This is a genomic window from Verrucosispora sp. TAA-831 (assembly GCF_050780145.1).
Lineage (GTDB): Bacteria > Actinomycetota > Actinomycetes > Mycobacteriales > Micromonosporaceae > Micromonospora.
On record NZ_CP192240.1, the window covers coordinates 322,672 to 348,026 of the forward strand.

Annotated in this window: 24 protein-coding genes and 1 pseudogene; 13 read left to right on the forward strand and 12 right to left on the reverse strand. The window is 72.5% G+C overall.

The genetic code is table 11. The features are described 5' to 3' along the window. Positions 1–195: 195 nt before the first annotated feature. The 6 genes from ACQVFL_RS01490 to ACQVFL_RS01515 all read right to left on the reverse strand — a co-directional run bounded on the left by ACQVFL_RS01490 (position 196) and on the right by ACQVFL_RS01515 (position 5,985). The gene (locus ACQVFL_RS01490) at positions 196–1,206 is read right to left on the reverse strand and encodes an NADPH:quinone reductase (protein ID WP_431728404.1); all 1,011 of its coding nucleotides are present in this window, start codon (positions 1,204–1,206) and stop codon (positions 196–198) included. Between the two features lie 70 nt (positions 1,207–1,276). Further along, the gene (locus tag ACQVFL_RS01495) at positions 1,277–2,413 is read right to left on the reverse strand and encodes a glutathione-independent formaldehyde dehydrogenase (protein WP_431728405.1); all 1,137 of its coding nucleotides are present in this window, start codon (positions 2,411–2,413) and stop codon (positions 1,277–1,279) included. Positions 2,414–2,454: 41 nt separating this feature from the next. Beyond that, a complete protein-coding gene (locus tag ACQVFL_RS01500; protein WP_396692164.1) occupies positions 2,455–3,108 on the reverse strand; it encodes an HAD family hydrolase in 654 nt (217 codons plus the stop codon). 136 nt (positions 3,109–3,244) lie between these two features. After that, positions 3,245–4,063 carry an SCO6745 family protein gene (locus ACQVFL_RS01505; protein ID WP_431729929.1) on the reverse strand — a complete coding sequence of 273 codons (819 nt, stop codon included), beginning with the start codon at positions 4,061–4,063 and terminating at the stop codon, positions 3,245–3,247. 48 nt (positions 4,064–4,111) lie between these two features. Continuing rightward, positions 4,112–4,759, reverse strand: a complete 648-nt coding sequence (locus ACQVFL_RS01510; RefSeq protein ID WP_396692165.1) for an FKBP-type peptidyl-prolyl cis-trans isomerase — start codon at positions 4,757–4,759, stop codon at positions 4,112–4,114. A gap of 170 nt (positions 4,760–4,929) precedes the next feature. Then, complete coding sequence (locus ACQVFL_RS01515) at positions 4,930–5,985, reverse strand: Ku protein (RefSeq protein WP_431728406.1); 1,056 nt, start codon at positions 5,983–5,985, stop codon at positions 4,930–4,932. Positions 5,986–6,071: 86 nt separating this feature from the next. Here ACQVFL_RS01515 and ligD (ACQVFL_RS01520) point away from each other — a divergent pair, with 86 nt between their 5' ends. Genes ligD (ACQVFL_RS01520) through ACQVFL_RS01530 form a run of 3 tightly spaced genes read left to right on the forward strand, consistent with a single transcriptional unit; the run spans position 6,072 to position 8,721 of the window. After that, positions 6,072–7,013, forward strand: coding sequence for a non-homologous end-joining DNA ligase (gene ligD, locus ACQVFL_RS01520; protein ID WP_431728407.1), 942 nt, complete (start codon positions 6,072–6,074; stop codon positions 7,011–7,013). After that, complete coding sequence (ligD, locus tag ACQVFL_RS01525; protein ID WP_431728408.1) at positions 7,003–7,917, forward strand: non-homologous end-joining DNA ligase; 915 nt, start codon at positions 7,003–7,005, stop codon at positions 7,915–7,917. Before ligD (ACQVFL_RS01520) ends, ligD (ACQVFL_RS01525) begins: the two co-directional genes overlap by 11 nt. A gap of 51 nt (positions 7,918–7,968) precedes the next feature. Continuing rightward, a complete protein-coding gene (locus tag ACQVFL_RS01530; protein WP_431728409.1) occupies positions 7,969–8,721 on the forward strand; it encodes a TIGR03089 family protein in 753 nt (250 codons plus the stop codon). 73 nt (positions 8,722–8,794) lie between these two features. Here ACQVFL_RS01530 and ACQVFL_RS01535 read toward each other — a convergent pair whose 3' ends face one another. After that, positions 8,795–10,474, reverse strand: coding sequence for a DNA repair helicase XPB (locus ACQVFL_RS01535; protein WP_431728410.1), 1,680 nt, complete (start codon positions 10,472–10,474; stop codon positions 8,795–8,797). A gap of 447 nt (positions 10,475–10,921) precedes the next feature. On the opposite strand from ACQVFL_RS01535, the gene ACQVFL_RS01540 reads away from it, so the two are divergent. After that, positions 10,922–11,161: a hypothetical protein gene (locus tag ACQVFL_RS01540; RefSeq protein ID WP_396692171.1), complete on the forward strand. Its 240-nt coding sequence runs from the start codon at positions 10,922–10,924 to the stop codon at positions 11,159–11,161. Between the two features lie 62 nt (positions 11,162–11,223). Here the strand turns inward: ACQVFL_RS01540 and ACQVFL_RS01545 are convergent, their stop codons facing one another. Further along, complete coding sequence (locus ACQVFL_RS01545) at positions 11,224–13,695, reverse strand: helicase-associated domain-containing protein (RefSeq protein WP_431728411.1); 2,472 nt, start codon at positions 13,693–13,695, stop codon at positions 11,224–11,226. An 83-nt stretch (positions 13,696–13,778) separates the two neighbouring features. Between ACQVFL_RS01545 and ACQVFL_RS01550 the strand changes: the two genes are divergently transcribed. Beyond that, complete coding sequence (locus ACQVFL_RS01550) at positions 13,779–14,402, forward strand: HAD family hydrolase (protein WP_431728412.1); 624 nt, start codon at positions 13,779–13,781, stop codon at positions 14,400–14,402. Between the two features lie 28 nt (positions 14,403–14,430). Further along, positions 14,431–14,817: a cold-shock protein gene (locus ACQVFL_RS01555; protein WP_131052567.1), complete on the forward strand. Its 387-nt coding sequence runs from the start codon at positions 14,431–14,433 to the stop codon at positions 14,815–14,817. Here ACQVFL_RS01555 and ACQVFL_RS01560 read toward each other — a convergent pair. After that, positions 14,778–15,626: a 1,4-dihydroxy-6-naphthoate synthase gene (locus tag ACQVFL_RS01560; protein WP_396692174.1), complete on the reverse strand. Its 849-nt coding sequence runs from the start codon at positions 15,624–15,626 to the stop codon at positions 14,778–14,780. The two genes, ACQVFL_RS01555 and ACQVFL_RS01560, sit on opposite strands and share 40 nt — an antisense overlap. Positions 15,627–16,597: 971 nt before the next feature. Between ACQVFL_RS01560 and ACQVFL_RS01565 the strand changes: the two are divergent. Then, positions 16,598–16,747: pseudogene (locus ACQVFL_RS01565) on the forward strand (helix-turn-helix domain-containing protein); the annotation flags it as partial. Between the two features lie 270 nt (positions 16,748–17,017). Further along, on the forward strand, positions 17,018–17,683 hold the full coding sequence (locus ACQVFL_RS01570; RefSeq protein WP_431729930.1) for a GNAT family N-acetyltransferase: 666 nt from the start codon (positions 17,018–17,020) through the stop codon (positions 17,681–17,683). 52 nt (positions 17,684–17,735) lie between these two features. On the opposite strand, the gene ACQVFL_RS01575 is transcribed toward ACQVFL_RS01570, so the two are convergent. Both ACQVFL_RS01575 and ACQVFL_RS01580 read right to left on the reverse strand, forming a co-directional pair. Continuing rightward, positions 17,736–18,386, reverse strand: a complete 651-nt coding sequence (locus ACQVFL_RS01575; RefSeq protein WP_431728413.1) for a futalosine hydrolase — start codon at positions 18,384–18,386, stop codon at positions 17,736–17,738. Further along, complete coding sequence (locus ACQVFL_RS01580; RefSeq protein ID WP_431728414.1) at positions 18,383–20,044, reverse strand: MFS transporter; 1,662 nt, start codon at positions 20,042–20,044, stop codon at positions 18,383–18,385. Before ACQVFL_RS01580 ends, ACQVFL_RS01575 begins: the two co-directional genes overlap by 4 nt. 87 nt (positions 20,045–20,131) lie before the next feature. Between ACQVFL_RS01580 and ACQVFL_RS01585 the strand changes: the two genes are divergently transcribed. Beyond that, positions 20,132–20,968: a DUF3027 domain-containing protein gene (locus tag ACQVFL_RS01585; protein WP_431728415.1), complete on the forward strand. Its 837-nt coding sequence runs from the start codon at positions 20,132–20,134 to the stop codon at positions 20,966–20,968. Positions 20,969–20,996: 28 nt separating this feature from the next. Here the strand turns inward: ACQVFL_RS01585 and ACQVFL_RS01590 are convergent, their stop codons facing one another. After that, the gene (locus tag ACQVFL_RS01590; RefSeq protein ID WP_396692729.1) at positions 20,997–21,197 is read right to left on the reverse strand and encodes a DUF2530 domain-containing protein; all 201 of its coding nucleotides are present in this window, start codon (positions 21,195–21,197) and stop codon (positions 20,997–20,999) included. A gap of 128 nt (positions 21,198–21,325) precedes the next feature. Between ACQVFL_RS01590 and ACQVFL_RS01595 the strand changes: the two genes are divergently transcribed. The 4 genes from ACQVFL_RS01595 to ACQVFL_RS01610 all read left to right on the forward strand — a co-directional run bounded on the left by ACQVFL_RS01595 (position 21,326) and on the right by ACQVFL_RS01610 (position 25,335). Continuing rightward, the gene (locus tag ACQVFL_RS01595) at positions 21,326–22,801 is read left to right on the forward strand and encodes an NCS2 family permease (RefSeq protein ID WP_396692178.1); all 1,476 of its coding nucleotides are present in this window, start codon (positions 21,326–21,328) and stop codon (positions 22,799–22,801) included. 130 nt (positions 22,802–22,931) lie between these two features. Beyond that, the gene (locus ACQVFL_RS01600; RefSeq protein WP_350700359.1) at positions 22,932–23,381 is read left to right on the forward strand and encodes a MarR family winged helix-turn-helix transcriptional regulator; all 450 of its coding nucleotides are present in this window, start codon (positions 22,932–22,934) and stop codon (positions 23,379–23,381) included. Between the two features lie 76 nt (positions 23,382–23,457). Continuing rightward, entirely contained in the window at positions 23,458–24,735 is a 1,278-nt protein-coding gene (locus ACQVFL_RS01605; RefSeq protein WP_431728416.1) for an MFS transporter, read from the forward strand. 96 nt (positions 24,736–24,831) lie between these two features. Next, complete coding sequence (locus tag ACQVFL_RS01610) at positions 24,832–25,335, forward strand: hypothetical protein (RefSeq protein ID WP_431728417.1); 504 nt, start codon at positions 24,832–24,834, stop codon at positions 25,333–25,335. Positions 25,336–25,355 lie beyond the last annotated feature (20 nt).

Sequence of the window (25,355 nt, forward strand, 5' to 3'; positions counted from 1 at the left end):
CCACGCCGTAACGTTTCTCGGCGCATCATCGCCGTTAGGAGTGGGCGGCTCTCGAAGACCTCACTCCCGGTGGGTGGCCCCGGCGTTCGCACCGCGCCGGGGCCACCCGTTCCTTGCGGGGCGACCCGCACAGTCAGTATTGCGAAACTTGTTCGCATCTGTCCCGGTGATGGGGAAATATTCCCAGCTCAGACGCTATTCGCTGGTGTCGACCAGGACCTTCCCGACGACCGAGTCCTCCACCGCGCGATGCGCGTCGGCGGTCGCCGACAGGGGAAACCGGTGCAGCGGCAGCCCGGCCTCCTCACCCACCCGGATCCCACCCTGCGCGGCAGCCGCCGCCACGTCCACCACCGCCTGCGCCTTCGCCGCCTTCGGCACGGTGTAGACCAACACGAACTGCCACCGGGCGTTCGGCACCAGCAGCGGACCGACCGGCAGGGTCACCTCCGCCCCGCCGTCGTCGGCGTACACGCAGACCACCCCGCCGGGCCGCAGCAGACGTACGTCGGTGGCGGCGTTGCGGGCCGGGGAGACCTCGACGATGCCGTGCACCCCGTCGGGCGCGACCTTGCGGACCTCCTCCACCACGTCCTGCTCCCGATAGTCGATCACTATCGAGGCGCCGGCGGCTGCCGCGAGCTGCGCCTTCTCCGGGCTGCTCACCGTGGCGATCACGCAGGCATCCGCCCAGGACGCGAGCTGGATCGCCGCGTTGCCGACCGCACCCGCACCGCCCTGCACCAGCACCGTGAGGTCGCTCAACGCGCCCGGTCCCAGGCTGTCCGGCAGGTACTCGCCGGAGGTCAGGCAGCGGTGCGCGGTCAGGAACGGGATGCCCAGGCAGGCGCCCAGCTCGAAGGAGGCGTCGCCGAGGCGTACCGCCTGCCGCACCGGCACCACCGTGTACTCGGCGGCGGTGCCGTACGGCCGCTGCCACGCGGCCTCCCAGACCCACACCCGCTCGCCGACCAGCTCCCGGTCGACACCCTCGCCGACCGCCTCGACCACCCCGGCACCGTCCTGACCGGGCGTCTGCCACCCCGTCGCCGGCAGAGCCTGACGGCGGGCCTTCCAGTCGGTCGGGTTCACCCCGGAGCAGGCGACCCGCACCAGCACCTCGCCCCGTCCCGGCTCCGGCACCGGCCGGTCCACCACCTGGAGCACCGTGGGGTCGCCGGTGCGCTCGTACACGACGGTCCTCATCGCGCCCTCCTCGACTCGGCATGGGCGCCGTTGGCGTTACCCGGCCCGGGCGCACCCATGCCGACGCAGGTCAGGCGGCCGGCTTGAGCACCACCTTCGAGTAGCCCTCCTCGCGCCGGTCGAAGCGCTGGTACGCCTCCGGCGCCGCGTCCAGCGGCAGCTCCTTGCTCACCACGAAGCTCGGCTTCGCCCGGCCCGCGACGATCAGGTTGCGCAGGTACTCGTTGTACGCCTTCACGTTGGCCTGGCCGGTCCCCATCCGCAGGCCCTTCTCGAAGAACTTGCCCATCTTGAACAGCAGCTCACCACGGCCGGAGTGCGCGTCCGGGGCACCCGGGTCGTGCGCCAGATAGAGCCCGACCACGCCGATCACACCGGTCGCCCGGACCACCTCGACCAGGCTGTTCAGCACCGACGCCGGATGCTCCTCGCCGCCCTTGCCGGACGCCTGGTAGCCGACCGCGTCCACGCCCCGGTCGGTGCCGGTGCCGCCGGTGCGGTCCCGGATCTGCTCCACCGGGTCACCGGCCGAGAAGTCGATCGGGGTGGCGCCGATCGACTCGGCCAGCCGCAACCGGTCCGGCACCCGGTCGACCACGAAGACCTCCGCCGCGCCCCGCAACATCGCCGAGTACGCGGCCATCAGACCCACCGGCCCGCCGCCCATCACGGTGATCGTCTCGCCGGGCCGCAGCTCGCTCATGGCCACCCCGTGGTAGCCGGTGGGGAAGATGTCGGCGAGCATCGCGAAGTCGTTCTCGTGCTCCGTGCCCGGCGGCAGTTTCAAGCAGTTGAAGTCGGCGAACGGCACCCGGAGGTACTCCGCCTGCCCACCCCGGTACGGCCCCATCGACACGTAGCCGTACGCGCCACCGGCGAAGCCGGGATTGACGGTCAGGCAGAAGCCGGTCCTGCCCTCACGGCAGTTGCGGCAGAAACCGCAGGCGACGTTGAACGGCATGGACACCCGGTCACCCGTACGCAGGCTCACCACGCCCGGCCCGGTCTCCACGATCGTGCCCATGTTCTCGTGCCCGAGCACGATGCCCGGCTCGGCGTCCGTGCGGCCCTCGTACATGTGCAGGTCGGAACCGCAGATCGCGGTGGTCGTGATCTGCACGATGACGTCCGTCGGCGCCTCGATCGTCGGGTCCGGGACCTCGGTCACCGCGACGTCGTGCGCTCCCTGGTACACCACAGCCCTCATGTCACCGACCGTAGGCGGGCCGGCGGCCGGTCGGTGGCGGTTCAGCCGAGCCGGTCGACGAACTCCGGGGTCAGCTCGCCGATGGAGTCGAGCACCGCCGCCGCCATCCGCTGCGCGTCCGGATCCAGCGGGTACGACCCGTGCGGCACCGCCACCACGATCATTCCGGCGGCGGCGGCCGACCGGATGCCGTTGGAGGAGTCCTCCACCGCGACGCACCGGCTCGGATCAACACCGAGGCGTTCCGCCACGGTCAGGTACACGTCCGGCGCCGGTTTACCGCGGTCCGTCTCCTCGGTGGACAACGTGCTGCCGAACTCGTCGGTCAGGCCGGTGGCCGTCAGCGCCGCCGCGATCAGCCGGGTCGGCGACGAACTCGCCAGTCCCAACGGCCACCGCGCGGCCACCCGGCGCACCACGTCGTCCGCTCCGTCGATCAGCGGTACGCGCGACGCGTACCGCCGGCTCATCTCCTCGACCACCTCGGTGGCGACCTGCGCGGCGGTCCGCCGTACGCCCAGTTCACCGCTGAGGTAGTCGGCCCACTCGCCGGTGCTCATCCCCATCAGCCGACGTTGGGTGTCCGGCTGCCAGGTCCCGCCGTGCGTCGCCACGTACGCCCGGCGGACCTCCTCCCAGACCGGCTCGGAGTCCACGATCACGCCGTCCAGGTCGAAGACCACCGCATCCACCACACGAACCATCCTGCCTCACACGGGGATGCATGTAAGGAAGGGACCCCTGCTAACGCCTCGTGTATAGGAAGGGACCCTTCCTTACATCCAAGCCGCAGGGCACCCAGGCGGCGTGGGTCGGTCGGGGCGCTGCGGCCTACCGGGCGGGCAGGCCGATCGGGCTGTCCGGCGGGATGACCCGGTGGGCGGCCACGGCGATCGGGTCGAGCAACTCGCTCAGCCGTTCCGTGAGCGTCGGGCCCAGCGCCTGCCAGGGGCGGGCGGCGGCGGAGTCGGTGGCCTCCTCGACGGCCCGGAAACCGGCCCGACCACGCTCGGTGGGCTGGCCGTCCGACGTCAGCCAACCCCGGGCGGCCAGCCGCTCCCGCGCCTGTGCCCACTCCTGCTCCGACCAGCCCCGGCCGAGCAGGTTGGCGGGCGGCATGTCGACCGCGACCCGCCAGGCCAGCGTCTCCACCGGATCGAGATCGGCGGAGACCAGGGCCGCCACGTGTCCGTCACCACGATGTTCGCGCAGCGTGGTGGCGGCCTGCCAGAGCCGGGCCAGCGGGTACTCACCGCGCGGCAGCGCGGCGTTGGCCGCACCGAGCACCCGACCGGCGGTCCCGGCCTCGTCGGCGGCGGCCGACAGCAACTCTGCGGCCTCGGCCAGGTGCTGCTCGGGCAGTTCGTAGACCAACTCGGCGAGGGCCTGCACCGCCCCGGTCAGCCGGGAGCGCAGCGCCTCCTCGGGGTCGGCCAACTGCCACACCGCCGGCAGGGCACGCGCCACCATGTGCGGGGCGAAGGTGAAGAAGGCCGCGATCACCGGGGCGGGACCGGTCGGTCCGAGCGGCGCGGCGCGGCCCGCGAAGTACCCCCGCCAGTACCCGCGCAGCCCGGCCGCCTCGTAGGCGGCGCGGGCGCGCGGATGGAAGTAGGTGACGGCGTGCACCGGCTCGTAGTACGTCCACATCGACCGGGCCGTCCGCCCGGGCTCGTCCGCCGTCGCCACCGTCGTCTCCTACTGGGCGGCGAGGATGTCCACCACGAAACGCAGCGGACCGGCCGGACGGCCGCCCGCGGCGTCGTTGCCGTACGCCTGCTCGGCCGGGATGTCGAGCTGCACCCGGCTGCCGACCTTCACCCCGACCAGGCCCTTGTCCCAGCCCTCGATGACCTGTCCGACGCCGATCGGGAAGGTGGCCGGCTGGCCCCGCTCCCAGGAGGAGTCGAACTGCTCGCCGTTGGCGAAGAGCACACCCACGTAGTTCGTGGTGATCGACTGCCCGGCGGTGACGGCCGGTCCGGTGCCCTCGATCAGCGGAGTGACGGTGAGCTTGGTCAACTCGCCCTCGCCGGCGCTCACGGTCGGCTTGGTACCGAGCGCCGGGTCCGCGCCCTCGGGCAGTTGCGGGGCGGGCGGGGCACCCGGCGCGCCCGGCTCGGCCGGTGCGTCCGCGGGAGCCGACGGCGAGCCGGCGGCCTGCTCGGGAGCGTCGTCTCCGCCGCGCTGGCCGACGATCACGAAGACGGTGACCAGCACCGCGACCACGGCGATCCCGGCGAAACCACCGGCCCATGCCTGCCGCCGCCGCTTGGCCTCGGCCGCCTTCTGGGCCGCCAACTGTTCGGCCAGTCGCCGTCGTGCCTTGGTCTCCTGCTCGCTCACGTCCTCGACTCCCCTGCTGAGAGGTGTGGGTGCGTCCGGCTACAGACGCCGTCGCCGACACACGGTACCTGGTGGCTGACGCAGTTCCGACCGTCGATCGTGACCAGTGGGAATTGTGCGACGACTGGGACGTCGGGGCACGGGTGCGACAGGGCCGGGAACCTCGGCGGTCAGGCGGACTTGCGGGGAGTCGTCTTCTTCGCCGGGGCCTTCGCGGCCTTGGCGGTCTTCTTCTCGGCGGTCTTCCTGGCCGGCTCGGCCTTCTTCGCCGGGGCCTTCTTCGCGCCGCCGGTCGCCGTGCCGCCGGCTTTCGTACCGGTGGCCTTCTTCTCGGCGGTCTTCTTGGCCGGGGCCTTCTTCGTGGCGGTCTTCTGCTGCGCCGAGCGGGCGGAGGTGATCGGGGTGGGTGCACCGGCACCACCGCCGGAGGCCGTGCCGCCCCCCTCACCCCGGGCCGCGCGGGCCCGCTCCACCGAGGCCTTCAGCGCGGCCATCAGGTCGACGGCGGCGGGCGGCGCCTCCTCGACCTCCTCCGGCTGTACGACCTCGCGGCCCTCCACCTTCGCGTCGATGACCTCCTGGAGTGCTGCCCGGTAGTCGTCGGTGAACTCGTCCGGATGGAAGTCACCGGCCATCGAGTCGACGAGCGAGGTGGCCATCGCCAGCTCCGGCGGCCGGACCTTGAGATCCTCGTCCAGGAAGGCGAAAGCCGGCTTACGGATCTCGTCGGGCCAGAGCATGGTGTTCAACAGCAGGACGCCCTCGCGTACCCGCAGGGTGGCCAACTGCTCCCGCTGGCGCAGCGCCACCTTGACGATCGCCACCCGCTCGGAGTCGGTCAGGGCGTCCCGCAACAGCAGGTACGGCTTGGTCGCCGTGCCCTCCGGTTCCAGGAAGTACGCCTTGTTGTAGAGGATCGGGTCGACCTGCTCGGCCGGTACGAACTCCAGCACGTCGATCGCGTGGGAGGTGCTCAACGGCAGTTCGGCGAAATCCTCGTCGGTGAGGATCACCATCTCCCCGCCACCGATGTCGTACCCCTTGGCGATGTCGTCGTAGCCGACCTCCTCGCCGCAGACCTGACAGGTGCGCTTGTACCGGATCCGCCCGCCGTCGGACCGGTGCACCTGGTGGAACCGGATGTCCTTCTCCTCGGTCGCGGAGTACAGCTTCACCGCGATCGAGACAAGGCCGAACGACACGGCCCCCTTCCAGATGGCCCGCATCCTGCACCTTCCTTCCCCGATATCGACCATGCTCGCATCAGACGGAACCGGGCGCGAGGTGTTCGGCCTGCTACTACAGTCGGTTCGTGCCCGGCGCGCCACTGAAGCCGATGCTCGCGGTGACCGGGCAACTGCCTGCCGGCGCCGGGTGGGCGTACGAGTTCAAGTGGGACGGCGTACGCGCCCTGGCCGACATCGTCGCCGGGCGGCAGCGCCTGTACGCGCGCTCCGGGGTGGAGATCACCACCGCCTACCCGGAGCTGATCCCGCTCGGCGAGCAGGTCGACGACGCGCTGCTCGACGGCGAGGTGGTCCGCTTCGACCGGGCCGGTCGACCGTCGTTCACCGCCCTGGCCGAGCGGATGCACGTGCGGGATCCGGCGAAGGCGGCCCGGCTGGCGGCGAGCGGCCCCGTCACGTACATGATCTTCGACTTGTTGCGGTTGCGCGGCACGGACCTCACCGGCTGGTCGTACACCCGGCGTCGGCAGGCCCTCGACGGGCTGGGACTGGGCGCGGCGCGTTGGACGGTCCCGCCGGTCTTCCCGGACGGCCCGGCCACCTACGACGCCGCCGGTGAGCACGGCCTGGAAGGGGTGATGGCCAAGCGGGCGGACTCGACCTACCGGCCCGGCGTGCGGTCACCGGAGTGGGTGAAGGTCAAGCTGGAGGTGACCGGGGACTTCGTGATCGGCGGCTGGCGGCCCGGTGCCCGCCGGATCGGCGGCCTGCTGGTCGGGGTGCCCGCAGCCGACGGTCGGCTGGTCTATCGGGGGCGGGTCGGCGGCGGGATCGGGGCGGCCCTGGAACGCGAACTGCTGCGGGAGTTGGAGCCGTTGCGCACCACCGCCTCGCCGTTCGGCGGCGACGTGCCCCGGGAGGATGCCCGGGGCGCGATCTGGGTGACCCCGCAGGTGGTGGTGGAGGTCAAGTACGGCCAGCGCACACCGGACGGGCGACTGCGGTTCCCCCGGCTCCTGCGGCTGCGGCCGGACAAGTCGGCGCAGGAGGTGACGGATGGCGGGTGAGCGGCTCCGGGTCGACGTCGCCGGACGCACCCTGGAGGTGTCGAACCTGGACAAGGTCCTCTACCCGAAGGCCGGCTTCACCAAGGGCGAGGTGATCGACTACTACACCCGGATCTCGCCGGTGCTGCTGCCGCACCTGCACGACCGGGCGCTGACCCGGATCCGCTACCCGAACGGGGTGGAGGGCAACTCCTTCTTCGAGAAGAACGCCCCGGCCGCCACACCCTCCTGGGTGCACGTCGAGACACTGCCCGCGCCCGGCTCGACCAAAGGCCGGGAGACCATCGACTACGTGGTCGCCGACGACCTGCCCACCCTGGTCTGGTTGGCCAACCTCGCCGCCCTGGAACTGCACACCCCGCAGTGGAAGGTCGGCGGACACCCGGACCTGATGGTGGTCGACCTGGACCCCGGGCCACCGGCGACCCTGCGGCAGTGTTGCCGGGTGGCGCTGCTGCTGCGTGAACGGCTGGCCGCCGACGGGGTGGACAGCTATCCGAAGACCTCCGGCAAGAAGGGCATGCAGCTCTGCTGCCCGATCGCCGGTACGCAGTCCGCCGACGACGTGTCCGGGTACGCCCGACGGATCGCCCAGGAGTTGGAACGCGAGCACCCGAAGCTGATCGTGTCGAAGATGGCGAAGAACCTCCGGCCCGGCAAGGTGTTCATCGACTGGAGTCAGAACAGCGCGGCGAAGACGACGGTGGCCCCGTACTCGCTGCGGGCACAGCCGGTGCCGGCGGTGTCGACGCCGTTGACCTGGGACGAGGTGGAGGCTGGCGCGGCGGGCAGGCGACCGTCGTCGAAGCCGTACACGGCCGCGGAGGTGCTGGAGCGGGTCGAGGAGTACGGCGACCTGCTCGCTCCGCTGCTCGAACCCGGCCGTGCGCTGCCTTCGGCGTAAGTCCCGCGATCCTTATTTCGTCACCGTGCGTCGGCAAGGGATCATCGACGGATGGAGACTGCTCTTCCCGTACGCTCCGTCACCGGCCTCGCCGAACGGGACCGGCCGTTGATCACCTGCCTCGACCACCGGACCGGTGCCCGGCACGACCTGACCGCCGCCGAACTGGGCGACTGGTCGGCGCGCGCGGCCGGCCTGCTGCGGGACGGGTGCGGACTGACGCCGGGCAGCCGGGTGGCGGTGCTGCTGCCGCCGCACTGGCGTACCGCTGCGGTGTTGCTCGGGGCCTGGTCGGTGGGGATGGCGGTGTCGTTCCGGCCGTGGGCCACCGCCGGGTTGCCGGTGCTGGAGCCCGGCGGCGACCGGCCGTACGACGCGGTGCTGGTCACCCCGGAACGGCTCGACGACTGGCTGGAGGACGTACCGGAGGGGCTGCACCGCTACCTCGTCGGCACCGGGTCGGAGCCGCTGGCCGAGGTGCCGGCCGGTTGGCTCGACTGGTCCGTGGAGGTGCTGCGGCACGGTGCGGCCCCGACCGATCGTCCCGTGTTGCACGCCGGTGACGCGGCCACCCCGGACGGCACCAGTTTCGCCGAGTGGGGCGCGGTCGCGAAGGTGGTCGCCGAGCAGCTCGACCTGCGGGTCGGTGACCGGCTGCTGGTCGACGTCACCGAGCACGACCAGCCGTTGACGTGGCTGCTCGCGCCGCTCTCCGCCGGTGCCTCCGTGGTGCTCTGCGCCGACCTCGACCCGGCGAACCGGGACGCGGTCGTCGCCGCCGAGCAGATCACCCGAGTCCTCTGACCGTCGCCGGCGAGATGTTAGGAAGGGACCCCTGCTATACCGGAGACGGTAGTAGGGGGCCCTTCCTTACACCTCAGTCGACGGTCGGCAGAGGGGGGCCGAGGACGTCGTCGGCGTCGACGATGGTGTACGCGTACCCCTGTTCGGCGAGGAAGCGCTGCCGATGGGCGGCGTACTCGGTGTCGATGGTGTCCCGGGACACGACGGTGTAGAAGTGCGCCTGCCGACCGTCGGCCTTCGGGCGTAGCACCCGGCCCAACCGCTGTGCCTCCTCCTGGCGGGAGCCGAAGGTGCCGGACACCTGGATCGCCACCGCCGCCTCGGGCAGGTCGATCGAGAAGTTGCCGACCTTCGAGATCACCAGCGTGCGGATCTCACCGGAGCGGAACGCGTCGAACAGCCGCTCACGTTCCTTGTTGGTGGTCGAGCCCTGCACGATCGGGGCGTCCAGGTATTCGCCGAGCTGGTGCAACTGGTCGATGTACGCGCCGATCACCAGCGTCTGCTCCGCCGCGTGCCGCTCGACCAGGGCGCGCACCACCGGCAGCTTGGTCCGGGCGGTGGCCGCCATCCGGTAGCGCTCCTCGGCCTCCGCCGTCGCGTACGACATCCGTTCGGCGTCGGTCAGGGTGACCCTGACCTCGGTGCAGTGCGCCGGGGCGATCCAGCCCTGCGACTCGATGTCCTTCCACGGCGCGTCGTACCGCTTCGGCCCGATCAGGCTGAACACGTCGCCCTCCCGGCCGTCCTCGCGGACCAGGGTGGCGGTCAGCCCGAGGCGGCGGCGGGCCTGGAGGTCGGCGGTGAACCGGAAGATCGGCGCGGGCAGCAGGTGCACCTCGTCGTAGACGACCAGACCCCAGTCGCGGGCCCCGAACAGGTCGAGGTGGGTGAAGGCGCCGCCGCGCCGCGAGGTGAGCACCTGGTACGTGGCGATGGTGACCGGCCGGATCTCCTTGCGCTCGCCCGAGTACTCGCCGATCTCCTCCTCGGTCAGCGAGGTGCGGGCGATCAGTTCCCGCTTCCACTGCCGACCGGCGACCGTGTTGGTGACCAGGATCAGCGTGGTCGCCTTCGCCTCGGCCATCGCCGCCGCGCCGACCAGCGTCTTGCCGGCCCCGCAGGGCAGCACCACCACGCCCGAGCCGCCCGCCCAGAACGCCTCGACGGCCTCCCGCTGGTACGACCGCAGCGTCCACGGCCTGCCACCGTCCTCGCCGCTCTGGGCCAGCTCGATCGGGTGGGCCTCGCCGTCGACGTACCCGGCGAGGTCCTCCGCTGGCCAGCCGAGCTTGAGCAGGGCCTGCTTGAGTCGGCCGCGCTCGGACGGGTGCACCGCGATGGTGTCGTCGTCGAGCTTGTTGCCGAGCATCCCGGCGAGCTTCTTGCTCTTGGCCACCTCGACCAGCACCATCCGGTCGAGGGCGCGCAGGACCAGGCCGTGCGCCGGGTCGTTGGCGAGTTGGAGCCGGCCGTACCGGTCCATGGTCTCGGCCACGTCCACCAGCAGGGCGTGCGGCACCGGGTAGCGGGAGTACTTGATCAGGGCGTCCACCACGCCCTCGGCGTCGTGGCCGGCGGCCCGGGCGTTCCAGAGCCCGAGCGGGGTCAACCGGTACGTGTGCACGTGCTCGGGGGAGCGCTCCAGCTCCGCGAAGGGCGCGATGGCCATTCGGCAGGACTGGGCGTCGGGGTGGTCGATCTCCAGCAGCAGTGTCTTGTCGGACTGCACGATCAGTGGTCCACCGCTCACGCGGAACCCCCTCCTCGGTACGGCTGATCGGCCCGCTCCGGCAGGTGGCTGACCTGCGGGCGGGCGACCATCCAGTGTTGCACGCGCGGGCGGGTGGCAAGAAAACCGTCGACCAGCAGCAACCGAGCGGGTACCTCGGTGCGTCTTGCTCTGGGGGAGACGAGTCGGCGAGGGCCGCCAGGTGCCACGCCGACCGTCACGCCGGTCGGCGTCGGCGCGCGTTCGCGCCGCGACGAGTGGGGCCAGCGAGCGGGGGCCGGGTCCCGTCGTGGCGGACGGCCAGCGGGGGCGAGCGCGTGTCCGAGCCGCACCGGCGACCCCGTCGCCCGTTTCCCGGTCGCCTGCTCCGGGGTATGAACCCGCCGGATCGTCACGTGATGGTGCTGGTCGGTTGCGCTCCGGGGTGTCACCCTGGACGGCAGAGCCGGACCGTACGGGGGAGGGCGCATGACCGTTGACCAGGAAATGATCCTCGACCGCGAGCAGGCGCAGTCCGCAGAGCCGGTCTCCACCGCCACGGTGATCGCGTATTCGATCCTCGGGGTGGCCCTGTTCGGCTGGTTCCTCTTCGGCTGGCTCGTGCTTCAGCAGGGCTTCGTGGACTCGGTCGGCGAGGCGCTCGGCACCGGCTTCGCACTGCTGCTGGTGGTGGCGATCGTCGGATCGGTCCGGCGCAGCCTGCGCTGACCGCCCACCGCCCGAGCACCGCGTCACCTCGGCAGCGCCGGGTCAGCTCAGCCAGCGCCGCCTCACCTCTCCAGCACGGCGGCGGTGATCCGGTGCAGCGCGAAGGTGTGCAGCATCTCCGTGCGCTCGTCCTCGGCGCGCAGGTAGCCGGCGCCCAGCGAGACGGGTCGGACCAGCCGGGACGCCGTCGCCCCGTGCGCGTCGACGTAGCCCACCCAGACCAGCGCCTTGTCGCGTACCGCCTGTTGCAGCACGGCCAGGGCCTCGCTGTGGCCGGTCGCCGGGGTGGGTCCGTCCGGCGTACCGCCGCGAACTGCTGCCGGTGCCCGCCGGGCGGCGCGGGCCGCCGCGTCACCTCGGCGAATCTGGTCCACCACGCCCAGCAGGCGCGGCAGCGGCAGCCTCGGGGTGGCCAGCGGGTCGAGGGCGCGGGTGGCGACCGAGACCCGGGCGGGTGCCCGCCGGACCTTCGGCCGGGTCAGCACCGCCGAGCCGGTGGCGTCCTCGGCCACCGGGACGTAGCCCGCCTCCCGGAGCAGGGCGAGCATCCGCCCCGCCTGGTAGGGGGTCACCAGCACGGTGGGCGCGAGTCGACGTAGCGCCAACGCCTCCACCCGCCGGTCCGCGAGCACCTCGGCCAGCAGCGCCTCGTCGTCGCTGCGCAGGTACGCCCCGGCGGAGCCGACCCGCAGCCCGCCGTGCTTGCGGGCCACGTCGTCCACCAGGTACGTCAGGCCCTGCGGCACCGACGTACGGGACCGGCGCCGGAACAGGTCGTGCAGGTCGTCGGCGGAGTACCCGGCGTCGAGGGCACGCCGGACGCTGCCGGTGGTGATCCGGTGCACGCTCGCTCCACCAGCGGACTCCGGTTCGGCGACCACCTCCAGTTCGGCGGCGAGCGCCGGCTCGGGCGGACCCGGCACCACCACGGTCAGGTCGGCCTGCACCAGGAAGTGGTCCACCGGGGCGGGCAGCAGCGCGTCCAGTGCCCGCACGGCGGTGCCTGTACCGTCCTCGGCGTCGGACCGGAGCCCGAGCGGGTCGTCCGCGTCGCGGTCCTCGCTCGCGGTCGCCTCGGCCAGCAGGAGCCGCCCGTACGAGCTGAGCGCCCCCAGCCCCGTCACGCCCAGCGTGGCCGCCTCGGTCAGCACCTCCCGGTGCGCCGCCTCCCGCCCCCGGCTGCGGCGTGGTGCCCGCCAGTCGAGCAGCGTCAACACCTCGTCGGCGGTGGGCGCGCTGCCCGGCTCCAGGTCGGCGAGTACGCCGAGCACCGCTCGGCGGGCGGCGGGCGCCCCGGCACGTTCCGCCTCGGCGGAGAGCACGGTGATCGGACGGTCCCGGTCGTCCCGCTGCCCGACCAGCCCGACCTGCCGGGTCATGGTCAGCCAGGCACGGGCCACCTGCTCCCAGCGCTGGGCGAGCGAACCGGCCCGCCACATCTCGTACCCGGCGGTCGGCATCACCTGCTGGTCGGCGCCGTACCGGCCGGCGGAACCGGGCAGCTCCACCTCACCGGTCAGCCCGGCCGCGTACGCCACCTCCAGCAGCAGCGCCGCCGTCGGCTCGTCCAGGCCGGTGGCGCGGGCCAGCCGACGCAGGTCGCGTACGCCCAGGCCACCCGAGCGGAGCACCGGCGCGGGTTCGGCGGCCAACTGTTCCAGCAGCGCCTCGGTGTGACGTACCACCTCCATGGTCTGCCCGGCCCCGGCGGAGTCGGCGGCCTTCGGCTCGCGCGGGGTGCTGGTGACCGGCGGTGGGGTGGTGCGCAACGGCCCGAGCGGCCCGGTGTCGCGCCGCAGCAACAGCCCGACCTCCCGGGGCAACTCCACCATGCCGGCGGTGCCGCCCTTGCCACCGGCGACCCGCACCAGCAGCCGATGGTCGACCAGCCAGCGGACCGGTGAGCCGGTCGCCGCGCCGCCGTTGGTGTCGTCCGGTGGCAGGTCGTCGTCGGCGCCGACGGCCGGGGCCCGCAGCGCGCCGGCCGGCACGCTGCCGACCGGCGGTCCGGCCGCCAGCCGGTCCAGGATCGCCCGCGCCGACGGCGGCGCGGAGAGCAGCGTGCGTCGCAGCTTCGCCGGGTCCGCGCAGAGTGCCGCCGTGCGCGGGTCCAGCTCGGTGGCGGGTCGGCCGAGTCCCGCCGGGTACGGGGAGATCTCGTCGACGCCACCGACCAGGCGCAACGCGTGGTCGGGGCCGTACAGCAGGAACAGGGCGCGCAACCGGTCGACGGCGGCGCGTACGGCGGCCGGTGCGGGCGGATGCGGGCCGGTGGTGGCCATCGCGAGGACCCCGTCGACCGAGGTGGTGCCGTCGACCGGGTCACGGTTCAACCGGGCGGCATCCATGATCAGCAGGGTGAACTGGTCCAGCGCGTCCAGCGCCCGCGACACCGAGACCCGGGACTGTGCCCGGATGGCGAGGGCGGCGACGTCGGCGGGCACCGGCACGACGAGGTCGGGCCGCGCCTGGAGCAGCGCGGCGAGCGACTCGTCGGGCAGCGCCCGCAGGTGGTCGGCGAGTGAGGTGCTCATCGTCGTTCCACGCTAGCCCGGCCGGGGCCGCCCGCGCCCATCGGACGTCCCGGCTGGTCTGGGTGGCCGGGTAGCTTCGCAGCATGCGCCAACTGACGGTCGGTTTCGACCTCGACATGACCCTGGTCGACTCGCGTCCCGGCATCGCCGCCACCTACCGGGCGTTGACCGAACGGACCGGCGTACCCGTCGACGCCGAGGTCGCCGTGTCGCGGTTGGGCCCACCGCTGCGGACCGAGATCGCGCACTGGTTCCCGCCGGACCGGGTCGAGGAGGCGGTGCACGCCTTCCGCGAGCTCTACCCCGCGTACGCGATCACGCCGACCGTGCCGCTGCCCGGCGCGGTGGCCGCACTCGACGCGGTACGGCAGCGGGGCGGGCGGGTGCTGGTGGTCACCTCGAAGCTGGGCCGGCTGGCCCGACTGCACCTGGAACATCTGGGTCTGACGGTCGACGAGGTGGCCGGTGACCTGTTCGCCGAGGGCAAGGCGACGGCGTTGCGGGAGCACGGCGCGACCCACTACGTCGGCGATCACGTGGCCGACATGGTGGCGGCACAGGCGGCTGAGGTGCCCGGGATCGCGGTGGCGACGGGCCCCTGTTCGGCCGACGAACTGAGGGCCGCCGGTGCGGCGGCCGTGCTGGCGGATCTCAGCGGATTCCCGGCGGCGCTCGACGACATGATCCGGCTAGCCTTGAGGCAGTAGACGGTTCAAGCGAAGCAGGGGTTCTCAGGTGCCTACGGGTCGAGTGAAGTGGTACGACGCGGCCAAGGGATACGGGTTCGTCACCAGTGACGAGGGTGGCGACGTGTTCCTGCCGAAGGGCGCGCTACCGGCGGGTGTCACCGACCTCAAGGGCGGCCAGCGGGTCGACTTCAGCGTGGTGGACAGCCGACGTGGCGCGCAGGCGATGGGAGTGAAGCTGCTCGACGCCCCGCCCTCCGTGGCGGAGCTGCGGCGTCGGCCCGCCGAGGAGCTGCACGGCCTGGTCGAAGACATGATCAAGGTGCTGGAGGCGAAGGTCCAGCCGGACCTGCGCCGGGGCCGCTTCCCGGATCGCAAGACCGCCCAGAAGGTCGCTCAGTTGGTCCACGCGGTCGCCCGCGAGCTGGAGGTCTGAGGCACGAGCCCGGCGTCGGCGGCCCGGCCGAGCAGCGCCTCCACGGCAGCGAACCCCGCGTCCCCCAGGTCGGCGGTGAACTCGTTGACGTAGAGGTCGATGTGCCGGTCCACCACGTCGGGCTCCATCTCCTGCGCGTGCGCCAGCACGTACTCCCGACTTGCCGCCGGGTCGGCCCAGGCCCGCTGGACGGAGTCCCGGACCCATCCGGCGGCCCGCTGCGGGTCGACCACGCCGCGCCGGGCCAGGATCGCGCCGAGCGGGATCGGCAGCCCGGTGTCGGCCTCCCACCACTCCCCGAGGTCGACCAGGGCGGTCAGCCCGTGACGCGGGTAGGTGAAACGCGCCTCGTGGATCACCAACCCGGCGTCGTACCGTCCGGCGGCCACCCCGGGCATGATCTCGTGGAACGGCACCACCTCGATGCGGCGCGGCGTCCGTCCGGTGGCCCAGAGCCGGAACAGCAGGTACGCGGTGGTCCGGTCCCCCGGCACCGCCACCGTCGCCTCACTCAGGTCGGTACGCTCCGGCCCGCCGTCGGGGTCCGCCCGGGTGAGCACCAGCGGCCCGCAGCCGCGCCCCAGCGCACCCCCGCAGGGCAGCAGGTGGTAGTCCCCCAGCAGCCAGGGCAACGCCGCGTAGCTGACCTTCACCAGGTCGAACGCGCCGCGCTCGGCGGCCGTGTTGGTGACGTCGACGTCGGCGTACGTCACCTCGACCGGCGGTGCGCCGGGCACCTGCCCGTGCACCAGCGCATGGAAGACGAACGTGTCGTTGGGGCAGGGCGAGATCGCCAGCGAGAGCGCCACGACCCCACCGTAACCCCGCCTCCGCACCCTGCCACCCGCCGGTGCCACCACCGTCACCCAGCCCACACCCGCCTTCCCCCAGCCCCCACCTCACCCCAGTCCCCCATTACCTCGGTCCTGGCCCCGGTCCCGCCTCGGTCCTGGCCTCGGCCCCGCCTCGGTCCTGGCCCCGGTCCCGCCTCGGTCCTGGCCCCGGTCCCGCCTCGGTCCTGGCCCCGGTCCCGCCTCGGTCCTGGCCCCGGTCCCGCCTCGGTCCTGGCCCCGGTCCCGCCTCGGCCCCGCCTCGGCCCCGCCTCGGCCCCGCCTCGGCCCCGCCTCGGCCCCGCCTCGGCCCCGCCTCGGCCCCGCCTCGGCCCCGCCTCGGCCCCGCCTCGGCCCCGCCTCGGCCCCGCCTCGGCCCCGCCTCGGCCCCGCCTCGGCCCCGCCTCGGCTCTGGCCCCGGCCGCACTCCGGCAGCGCCGAGGGAGTTCTGTGGGCTACGCACCCGGCGGCACAGCGTTTCGTGGACCTCGACCCCGCCGGACGTCGCTCGGGTGCCGGCACCATGTCCACCGAGCCGCCTGTCGAGCTGACTGCATCAACGGATCGGACCTCGCGGCGAGCCCGAACCGGTGCGGAGTCGCCGAGCGATAGCACCGACGGTTCAGCTCGACAGGCGGCCAGGTGGAGTAGGGGACGGCCCGACCTGTCGAGGCCAGGGCACCCGTTGCCACCAGGTACGGGATCCTGCCCACGAAGTTATCCACAGGCGTTGTCCACAGGTTCGCCGGGCGGGTTGAGAGGGCCGTCGGGTTAGGTCAGCATCGATGGTGCGGGGCAGTGACGGCACGGGAGACGACGCCATGGGGGACAGCGGCACGGGGGACAGCGCCATGGGGGACGACGCCATGGGGGACAGCGCTACGGGGGACGACGCCATCGGGGACAGCGTTGGTGCCGCCTCTAGCGAGCGGCTGGTCGACGTGGGAGCGATGTTGCGGACGTTGCGTCGACGGGCCGACCTGAGCCAGCGGGAACTGGCTGCGCGGTCCGGTGTGCCGCAGTCGACGGTGGCGCGGATCGAGTCGGGGCGGGGCACCGACCCGCGATTCCGGACCGTGCAGCGGCTCGTCAGCGCGGCGGGTGGCACGCTGGGCCTCCTCGCGGGCGACGCCCACGCCAGCGGGCGAGCCCGCGCGGCTGAGGCCGCTTGCGCCAATGGGGGAGCCCGCGCGGCGGGGGCTGCCTGCGACATCAAGGGAGCCCGTGCAGCACGGGCCGCTTGCGCCGTCGGAGAATTTGGCGCTGCCGGGGATGCCTGCGCCGGTGGCGGGGGACGCGCTGTTTCGGCCGCCTGCGTCGTTCAGGGTGCCGGGGGGAACGGTCGTGCCGGCGGGGACGACCGGGGTTCGGTGGCGAGCGATGCGGATTTCGGCGACACCTGGCGGGACGCGGCGGGGCGTCGCTATCCGGCCCATCTCGACGCGCGCCGGGTCCGCACGCTCAAGGACTGGCCGGGGGCCTGGTGGGCGAGCTGGTATTCGTTGCCGCCCGAGCGGTGGCCGTTACGGGTGCCCGAGGTGACCTTCGACCTGAACCGGCGGTACCGGGACGAGCGGCGTGAGCGTGAGCGGTTGCTGGCCGAGGTGCGGATCCGTCGCGTCACCGCCGGCGTGCCTGAGACGTGCTGGCGCCTGGTCGCCGAACTGTCCGACGGTGATCTGGTCGGCGAGTTGCGCGCCCATGAGCGCAGCCTCGACCTGCTGTACGGCGAGGACTCGGGCGACCGGCGCGAGGTGGTGCTCGACGGAGTGCTGGTCGCTCCCGAGTTGCGGAGACTGGGCATCGGCCGGCGACTGGTGGACCGGCTCGTCGAGGAGACACGCGGGATGGGCCTGGACGCGGTCTGCGCCACTGCGGAGTTCGGTGGAGTGCGCTTCCTGTCGGCCTGCGGCTTCCGGATCGAGTCGAGCAGACCCCTGTCGCTGCGCCTCGAACATCAGCGGGAACAGCGGGACTGGCGGGAACACCGGGGACAGGAGGACCGGCGGGCACAGCGGACTCGCGCAGAACGGTGACGGCTGGCGCAGGGGCGCGGGCGGTGGCTGGCGCGCAGGGCGGGGGCGGCGGCTAGCGCAGGGCGGTGGCGGCGGCGGTGAGGGCCATGAGCGCCTCGCGCATCCGCCAGGCACCGCGATCGCGGGGACCGATCGGGTTGGAGACGGTACGCAGCTCCGCGAAGGGCACGCCGGCGTGGGTGGCGGCGACCGCCACGCCGTACCCCTCCATGGCCTCGGCCACGGCGTCCGGGTGACGTCGGCTCAACTCCTCCGTGCTGGCGGCGGTGCCGGTCACGGTGCTGACGGTCAGCACCGGCCCGACGGTGGCGTCCGGCAGCGCGTCGCGCAGGTCGGCCAGCAGGGCGGGGTCGACGGGGACGGAGGTGCCGCCACCGAGCAGTTCCGCCGGCATGCCGAGGGCGTCGAGGGGGATGAAGCCGTCGGGGGACTCGGCACCCAGGTCGGCGGCGACGGCCCGGGTGCCGAGCACGGTGCCGCCGACCGGTACGCGCCCGGAGAAGCCACCGGCCACGCCCGCGCTGACCACGCCTCGGTACGGCCGACCGGCACCCTCGGCGAGGGCGAGGAGACGGGCGGTCGCGGCCCCGGCGACGGCCGGACCCACGCCCACCGGCACCACCGCCACGGTGGGGTCGGAGAGACCGGCCTGGATCGCCTCCGCCTCGGCGGGTACCGCGGTGACCACGAGCAGGCCGGTCACGGGACCGGCCCGGGCGAGCTGCGTCGGGTCTCGTCGTCGCTGCCGCCGGTGACCGCCGACGACGGGCGGTAGATGTGGAAGCCGGGCGGGGCGAGATCGCGCTCGTCGGTCGTACCGCCCTGGTAAGGCGCCGGTGAGGTGGGGGCGGCGTCGGCGGCCTTCGCCTGCTCGGCGGCTTCGGCCTGCTCGGCGGCCTTCCTGTCCCGGGCGGCCTGCTCGGTGGCGGCCTGTTCGTCGGCGGCCCGTTCCTCGCTGGCCAACTCGTCGTCGGTGAGCGGTCGGCCGCGCAGCCGCTCGGCCCGCAGCCGGCGGGCCATCACCATGCCGCGTATGGCGGCGAGCGTGCCGACGATGGCGGCGACCGCGATGCCGATCCGGCCCTCGAAGGGTACGAGTCCCAGCCCGCCACCGGCCACGAAGGCGAGCATCAGCGCGGTCTCGGAGTGCGCGAAGGAACTCGCCCGCAGCCGTTCCGGGATGCGTTCCTGGATCGAGGCGTCCACGGCCAGCTTGGCGATGCCGCTCATCATGGCCGCGACCACGCAGAGTAGGGCCACCATCGGCAGGGAGAAGTTCAGGACGGTGAGTACGCCCACCCCGGCCACGATGATCATGCCGCTGGACTGGAGGGCGGCCGGCCGGTGGATGCGTAGTCGGGTACCGATGGCGGTGGCCAGGAACGTGCCGATGGCCAGGGCACCGCCGACCAGGCCGAGTGCTCCCTCGTCGCCAAGGTCGCGGCCGAACACCACGGTGGTCAGGTCGCCCGCCTTGATGGTGAAGGCGAGGAAGAGCAGCAGGAAGCCGTAGATCGCGCGTAACGTGGCCGCGCCGACCAGGGTGGAGATCACCAGCCGACCGGCGGGCCGGCCCCGGCCGAGTGGTCGGTCGCCGTCGCGGCGGAGCAGCGCGCGCAGCGGGCGGGGAACCCGCTCCGGTGGCTCCGAGTCGGCCTTGGGCGGTAGCCGGAGCGCCACCACCATGCCGACCAGGAAGATGACCGAGGCGACCCGGAGCGGCCACTGCGGCCCGAACCAGAACGCGGCCAGGCCGATCGGGGCGACCAGGGCACCGGCCACCGTGCCGTAGACGCTGGCGCGTGCGCCGACCTGGGACAGCCCGAGCCCTTCGGGCAGGAGTCTGGGCACGGCGGCGGACCGGGCCACGCCGTACGCCCGGGAGAGCGCGAGGACACCGAACGCGGCCGGGTAGAGCCCGAACCCGTGGATGTAGTCGGAGATCAGCCAGGCCAGGAACGCCCGACCCAGCATGGTCGTGGCCAGTGCGTACCGTCGGCCGTGCCGGAAGTGGTCGAGCAGCGGGCCGACCACCGGGGCGAGCATGGCGAACGGCACCATGGTCACCAGCAGGTAGAGCGCGACCTTGCTGCGCGCCTCGCCGAGCGGCACGTTGAAGAAGATCGTCCCGGCCAGGCCGATGGCGATCAGCGTATCGCCGGCACAGGAGACGGCGTGCAGGTCGAACATGCGGACCATGCCGGTCTCGCCACCGGCGCTCCGGGTCCGGGCCCGGGCGGCACTGCGCGTCACCCAGCGTCCGCTGCTCAGCGAACCGCGCAGCAGCAGCCGGACGGCCCGGATTCCGGTGCCGACGGTCCGCCCGAGGAGGGACCTCTCGGGGCGGGAGGACAGCGGCATGGCACCCATCCTGAACCATCGGGCCGACACTTGGCGCGTCACCGCCGCAGAACACCTCTGGGGAGTGCCTCGCAGTCGGCACCGCGCATGGGTGACAATGGTTGGGTGACCAGGCCCGCCTCCGCCCGCGCCGCTCGTCTCGACCAGGTCTGCGCCGCCGCCGTCGAGGTGGCCCGCGCCGGCATCACCGAGGTGGATCCCGACGACGTCGGTGACCACCTGCAAGTCGTGGCCGAGGGTGACCGACTCGTCACCCACTACTTCGAGTGCCGTCAGGCCGGATATCGCGGTTGGCGGTGGGCGGTGACCGTCACCCGGGTGCCGCGCAGCCGGAACGTGACGATCTGCGAGACGGTGCTGCTGCCCGGGCCGGACGCGCTGCTCGCGCCCGGCTGGCTGCCCTGGCAGGAGCGGCTCCAGCCGGGCGACCTGGGCCCCGGTGACCTGCTGCCGACGCCGCCGGACGACGAGCGGCTCCAGCCCGGCTACCTGCTCTCCGACGACCCGGCGGTCGAGGAGACCGCGTGGGAGTTGGGGCTCGGTCGGCCCCGGGTGTTGTCGCGCGAGGGCCGGGCCGAGGCGGCACAGCGCTGGTACGACGGCGACCACGGCCCGACCGCCCCCATCTCGACGGCCGCGCCCGCCGCCGCCCGCTGCGGCACCTGTGGCTTCTACCTGCCGCTCGCCGGCAACCTGCGGCTCTGCTTCGGGGTGTGCGGCAACTTCTACGCGCCGGACGACGGCCGGGTGGTCAGCGCCGATCACGGGTGCGGTGCCCACTCGGAGACCCTGGTCGACGCCGAGACCGCGGTGGACGAGATGCCGACGGTCTACGACGACAGCGCGATGGAGCCGATGTCGGTCAGCCGCGCGCCCGGTTCGGTGGAGTCCGGTGAGCCGGCGGAGCCGTACGGGCACTCCTGACCACAGCAGGCCCGCCTCGGCGGGTCGCTCAACCGGCGGCGCGCCGACGCCGTCGGTGGGCGTCGTGACGCATCATCACCGCGAGACCGGGGAAGCCCCACAGAAAACCGGCCAGACAGATCCAGAGCCAGTTCTCGTGGCCGCTTTCGACCAGCCGATCCCGGAACAGCAGCAGCACCAGCCCGGCGACCGCCCAGGCCGCGATCCCGGCCAGCGCGAAGGGCACCATCGGCGGGTCGACCGGCTCGGGGCGGGGCTGCTGATTCGGCACCTGGTCAGGGTACGTGACGCTTTCCCGCCGCCTCGGGTTCTGCGACGATGCGCGCGACAACCCGATGATCTGCTGTGAGGTTCCTGATGGCAGTAGCGCCGCCCGACAACGGCACCCCACCTGATTCCAGCCGTCCCCGCAACGGCTTCGACCGGTACTTCGAGATCTCGGCCCGTGGCTCGACGATGAGCCGCGAGGTACGCGGTGGCCTGGCGACCTTCTTCACGATGGCGTACATCGTGGTGCTCAACCCGCTCATCCTTGGCAGCGCTGCCGACGGCGACGGCAACACGCTGCCGATCCCGGCGATCGCGGCGGCCACCGCCCTGCTCGCCGGTCTGCTGACCATCCTGATGGGAGTGGTCGGTCGCTTCCCGCTGGCGGTGGCGGCCGGTCTCGGCGTCAACGCGCTGGTGGCGTACGAGATCGCGCCGGAGATGACCTGGGCCGACGCGATGGGCCTGGTGGTGATCGAGGGTGTGATCATCGCGGTGCTGGTGCTGACCGGGCTGCGGACCGCGGTGTTCCGCTCGGTGCCGACCCAGATGAAGACGGCGATCGGCGTCGGCATCGGGCTGTTCCTGACCATCATCGGGCTGGTCGACTCCGGTTTCGTCCGGCGCATCCCCGACGAGGCGAACACCACCGTGCCGGTCGGGCTGGGCATCGGCGGCAAACTGGTCAGTTGGCCGATGCTGGTGTTCGTGGTGGGCCTGCTGCTGACCCTGGTGCTGGTGGTGCGTCGGGTACGCGGAGCCATCCTGATCGGCATCTTCGCCTCGACGCTGCTGGCGATGGTGGTCGAGGCGCTCGGCAACATCGGACCGTCCATGGTCAACGGGGTGCCGAACCCGAAGGGCTGGTCACTGAACGTCCCGACGCTGCCCAGCAACCCGTTCGACGTGCCGGACCTGTCGCTGCTCGGCAAGTTCAACGTGCTCGGGTCGTGGGAGCGGGCCGGTTGGCTGGTCGTGCTGATGTTCATCTTCACACTGTTGATCACCGACTTCTTCGACACGATGGGCACGATGGTGGCCGTCGGTCAGGAGGGCGGCATGCTCGACGACCAGGGCACCCCGCCTCGGACGAAGGAGATCCTGCTGGTCGACTCGATCGCGGCGGCCAGTGGTGGCGCGGCCAGCGTCTCCAGCAACACGTCGTTCGTCGAGAGTGCCGCCGGGGTCGCGGAGGGCGCGCGTACCGGTGTGGCCAACCTGGTCACCGGCGTGCTGTTCCTGTTGGCGATGTTCCTCGCGCCGCTGGTCGTGGTGGTGCCGTTCGAGGCGGCGTCGGTCGCGCTGGTGGTGGTCGGCTTCCTGATGATGACCGCGGTACGCACCATCGACTGGTCCGACCACGAGATCGCCATCCCGGCGTTCCTCACCATCGTGCTGATGCCGTTCACGTACTCGATCTCCAACGGCATCGGTGCCGGACTCATCGCGTACGTGGTGATGAAGCTGGCCAAGGGCAAGGCCCGGGAGATCCACCCGCTGCTCTACGGGGTGGCGGTGCTGTTCGTGGTGTACTTCCTGCGCGGCCCGATCGAGTCGCTGTTCTGACGCCGGTCCGGGCCGGGCGTGCGTGCCGCGCACAACGCGAGCGCAGCCCGGCCCGGGGCCGGTGATCACCCCGGGTGAGTGTGGTCATATTCGCTGCCGACTCCGGGTCTCATTAGCTAGGCTAACTAACGTGACGGAGCGGACGGTGACGGCTCAGAGCATGCCACCGGCGCAGCTGGCCCATCAGCTGCGAGATGCGATCACCCGGCTCAACCGGCGGGTCCGCCAGGCCCGGCCGGTCGGTGACCTGACGGTCACCCAGTTGTCCGCGCTCACCAGCCTCAAGCTGGCGGGCGCGCTCACGCCGCGGGAACTCGCCGACGTCGAACGGGTGCAGCCACCGACGATGACCAAGATCGTCGCGAAGCTGGAGGAGCGCGGGCTCGTGCAGCGCACGCCCCACCCGACCGACGGCCGGCAGGTCATCCTCGCGACGACCGAGGGAGGCCGGGCCGTGCTCGACCAGTTCGAGCGGGTACGGGACGAATGGCTGGCCCACCGGCTGGCCGAGCTGAGCGATGCCGACCGGGAGACCCTGCACCACGCAGCGGAGATTCTGCAGCGAGTCTCCCGAGCCTGACACCGCACACCGAGTGTGCGCCGTGCCGTGACGTCCGTCGTTGATGACGCGTACGACGCGAGGAGGCGCACCAAGAGTGCAGGCGAGGCTCAGCACGATGTTCCAGTCCCTACAGGTCCGCAACTACCGGCTCTTCGCCTCCGGGCAACTGGTCAAACTGATCGGTGTCTGGATGATGTTCATCGCCCAGGACTGGTTGGTCCTCGAACTGTCCGGCGACTCGGCCACCGCGCTCGGCGTGGTCGTCGCCCTTCAGTTCACCCCGGTGCTCCTGCTCACGCTGATCTCCGGGCGGTTGGCCGACCGGTACGACAAGCGGATGCTCCTCTTCGCCGCCAACGCCTTCTGGACGGTGTTGTCGCTGGCGATGGCGCTGCTGGTGCTCACCGGCCTGGTCCAGCTCTGGCATGTCTTCGTCTTCGCCGCCCTGCTGGGCGTGGCCAACGCGGTGGAGACCCCGGTGCGCCAGGCGTTCGTCTCCGAGCTGGTCGGCACTCCGCTGCTGCCGAACGCGCTCTCGCTCAACGCGGCCGTGTTCAACTCGGCCCGGATCGTCGGCCCGGCCGTGGCCGGTGTCGCCATCGCCCTCCTCGGTGTCGGTCCGGTCTTCCTGTTCACCGCGCTCAGCTCGATCGGCCCGCTGATCACAGTGATCCAGATGCGGACCGCCGAGCTGCACCGGGAGCCGTTGCCGCCGCGCAACGAGCGGGCCGCGGCGACCGTGCTGGACGGGTTGCGGTACGTCAGCCGGCGTGCCGACCTGGTGTTGCCGATGGTCGTGATGTCCGTGATCGGCATGTCGCTGTTCAACTTCCAGCTCACCCTCGCGGCGCTGGCCAAGACCGTGTTCCAGACCGGGGCCGCCTCGTTCGGCCTGTTCAGCACCACGCTCGCGGTGGGTGCGCTGGTGGGCGCGCTGGCCGGTACCGGGCGGCGCAGCCGTCCCTCGGTCTGGTTGGTGCTCGGTGCCGCGATCGCCTGTGCCGCCTTCGGGACGCTCGTCGGACTCGCGCCCACGTACTGGATGGTCGTGGTGCTGCTGCTGCCGACCGGCTTCTTCATGGTCTATTTCGCCCAGGCGGCCAACCAGCGGGTCCAGCTCGGCACCGACGCGGCCTTCCGGGGCCGGGTGATGGCCCTGTGGGTGCTGGTGTTCCTGGGGACCAACCCGGTCGGCGCACCGCTGATCGGTTGGATCGCCGAGACCTTCGGCGCCGGGGTCAGCATCTGGGCCGGCGGGCTGATCTCCCTGGCCACCGCCCTGCTCGCGCTGGCCTGGCAGCTCCGCCGCGACGGCGCACGGCTGCGGTTCCGGGTCCTGCCGATGCCGCGCTTCTACGTCACCGAGGTCTGAGACCCCGGTGCCGGGTGTCCCGACGAGATCGGGGCGCCCGGCGCGGATACCGGAAAATCGGTTACGTCACGCTGGGCATCGGCATAGCTTCGTTGCGTGGAGGTTCTGCGTTCGCTGCTGCTCGCACTGTCGTTGGCCGGCGTGATCCTCCTGCCGGTGCTGATCGTCCTGGTGGTCGGTGCCGACGACATGGTCGGCCGGGTCACCTACGGATACTCGCAGTGGCGTGCCCGGCGTCGGGAACGACGAGTGATCGCCCGGCTGCACCGGACGCTGGCGGCCGACGGGCTCGCCGTCCGGGCCGATCTCGCCGCCCTCGACCGGCACGACCGACGTCCGCTGGAGCAGATCGCGGCCGACCTGAGGTGCCTGCGGCGGAAACGGGTCGGCGGGGCGGCGGTGGTGTGGCACAGCGCCGTCCTCGACGCGTACGACGACCGCCTCCGGCTGGCCTGCCGGGCACTCGGGATCGTCGAGCACCTGGCCGAGCTGACCGGTGTCGACCGGCAGCTCGAACGGGTCCGGGTGGAGGGCGAACTGGACGCCGCCGGGCTGCGCCTGCCGGCGACCCGCCCCGGGCAGCACGAACGGCACCGGTAGCTGCGATCCTTCACCGGGTG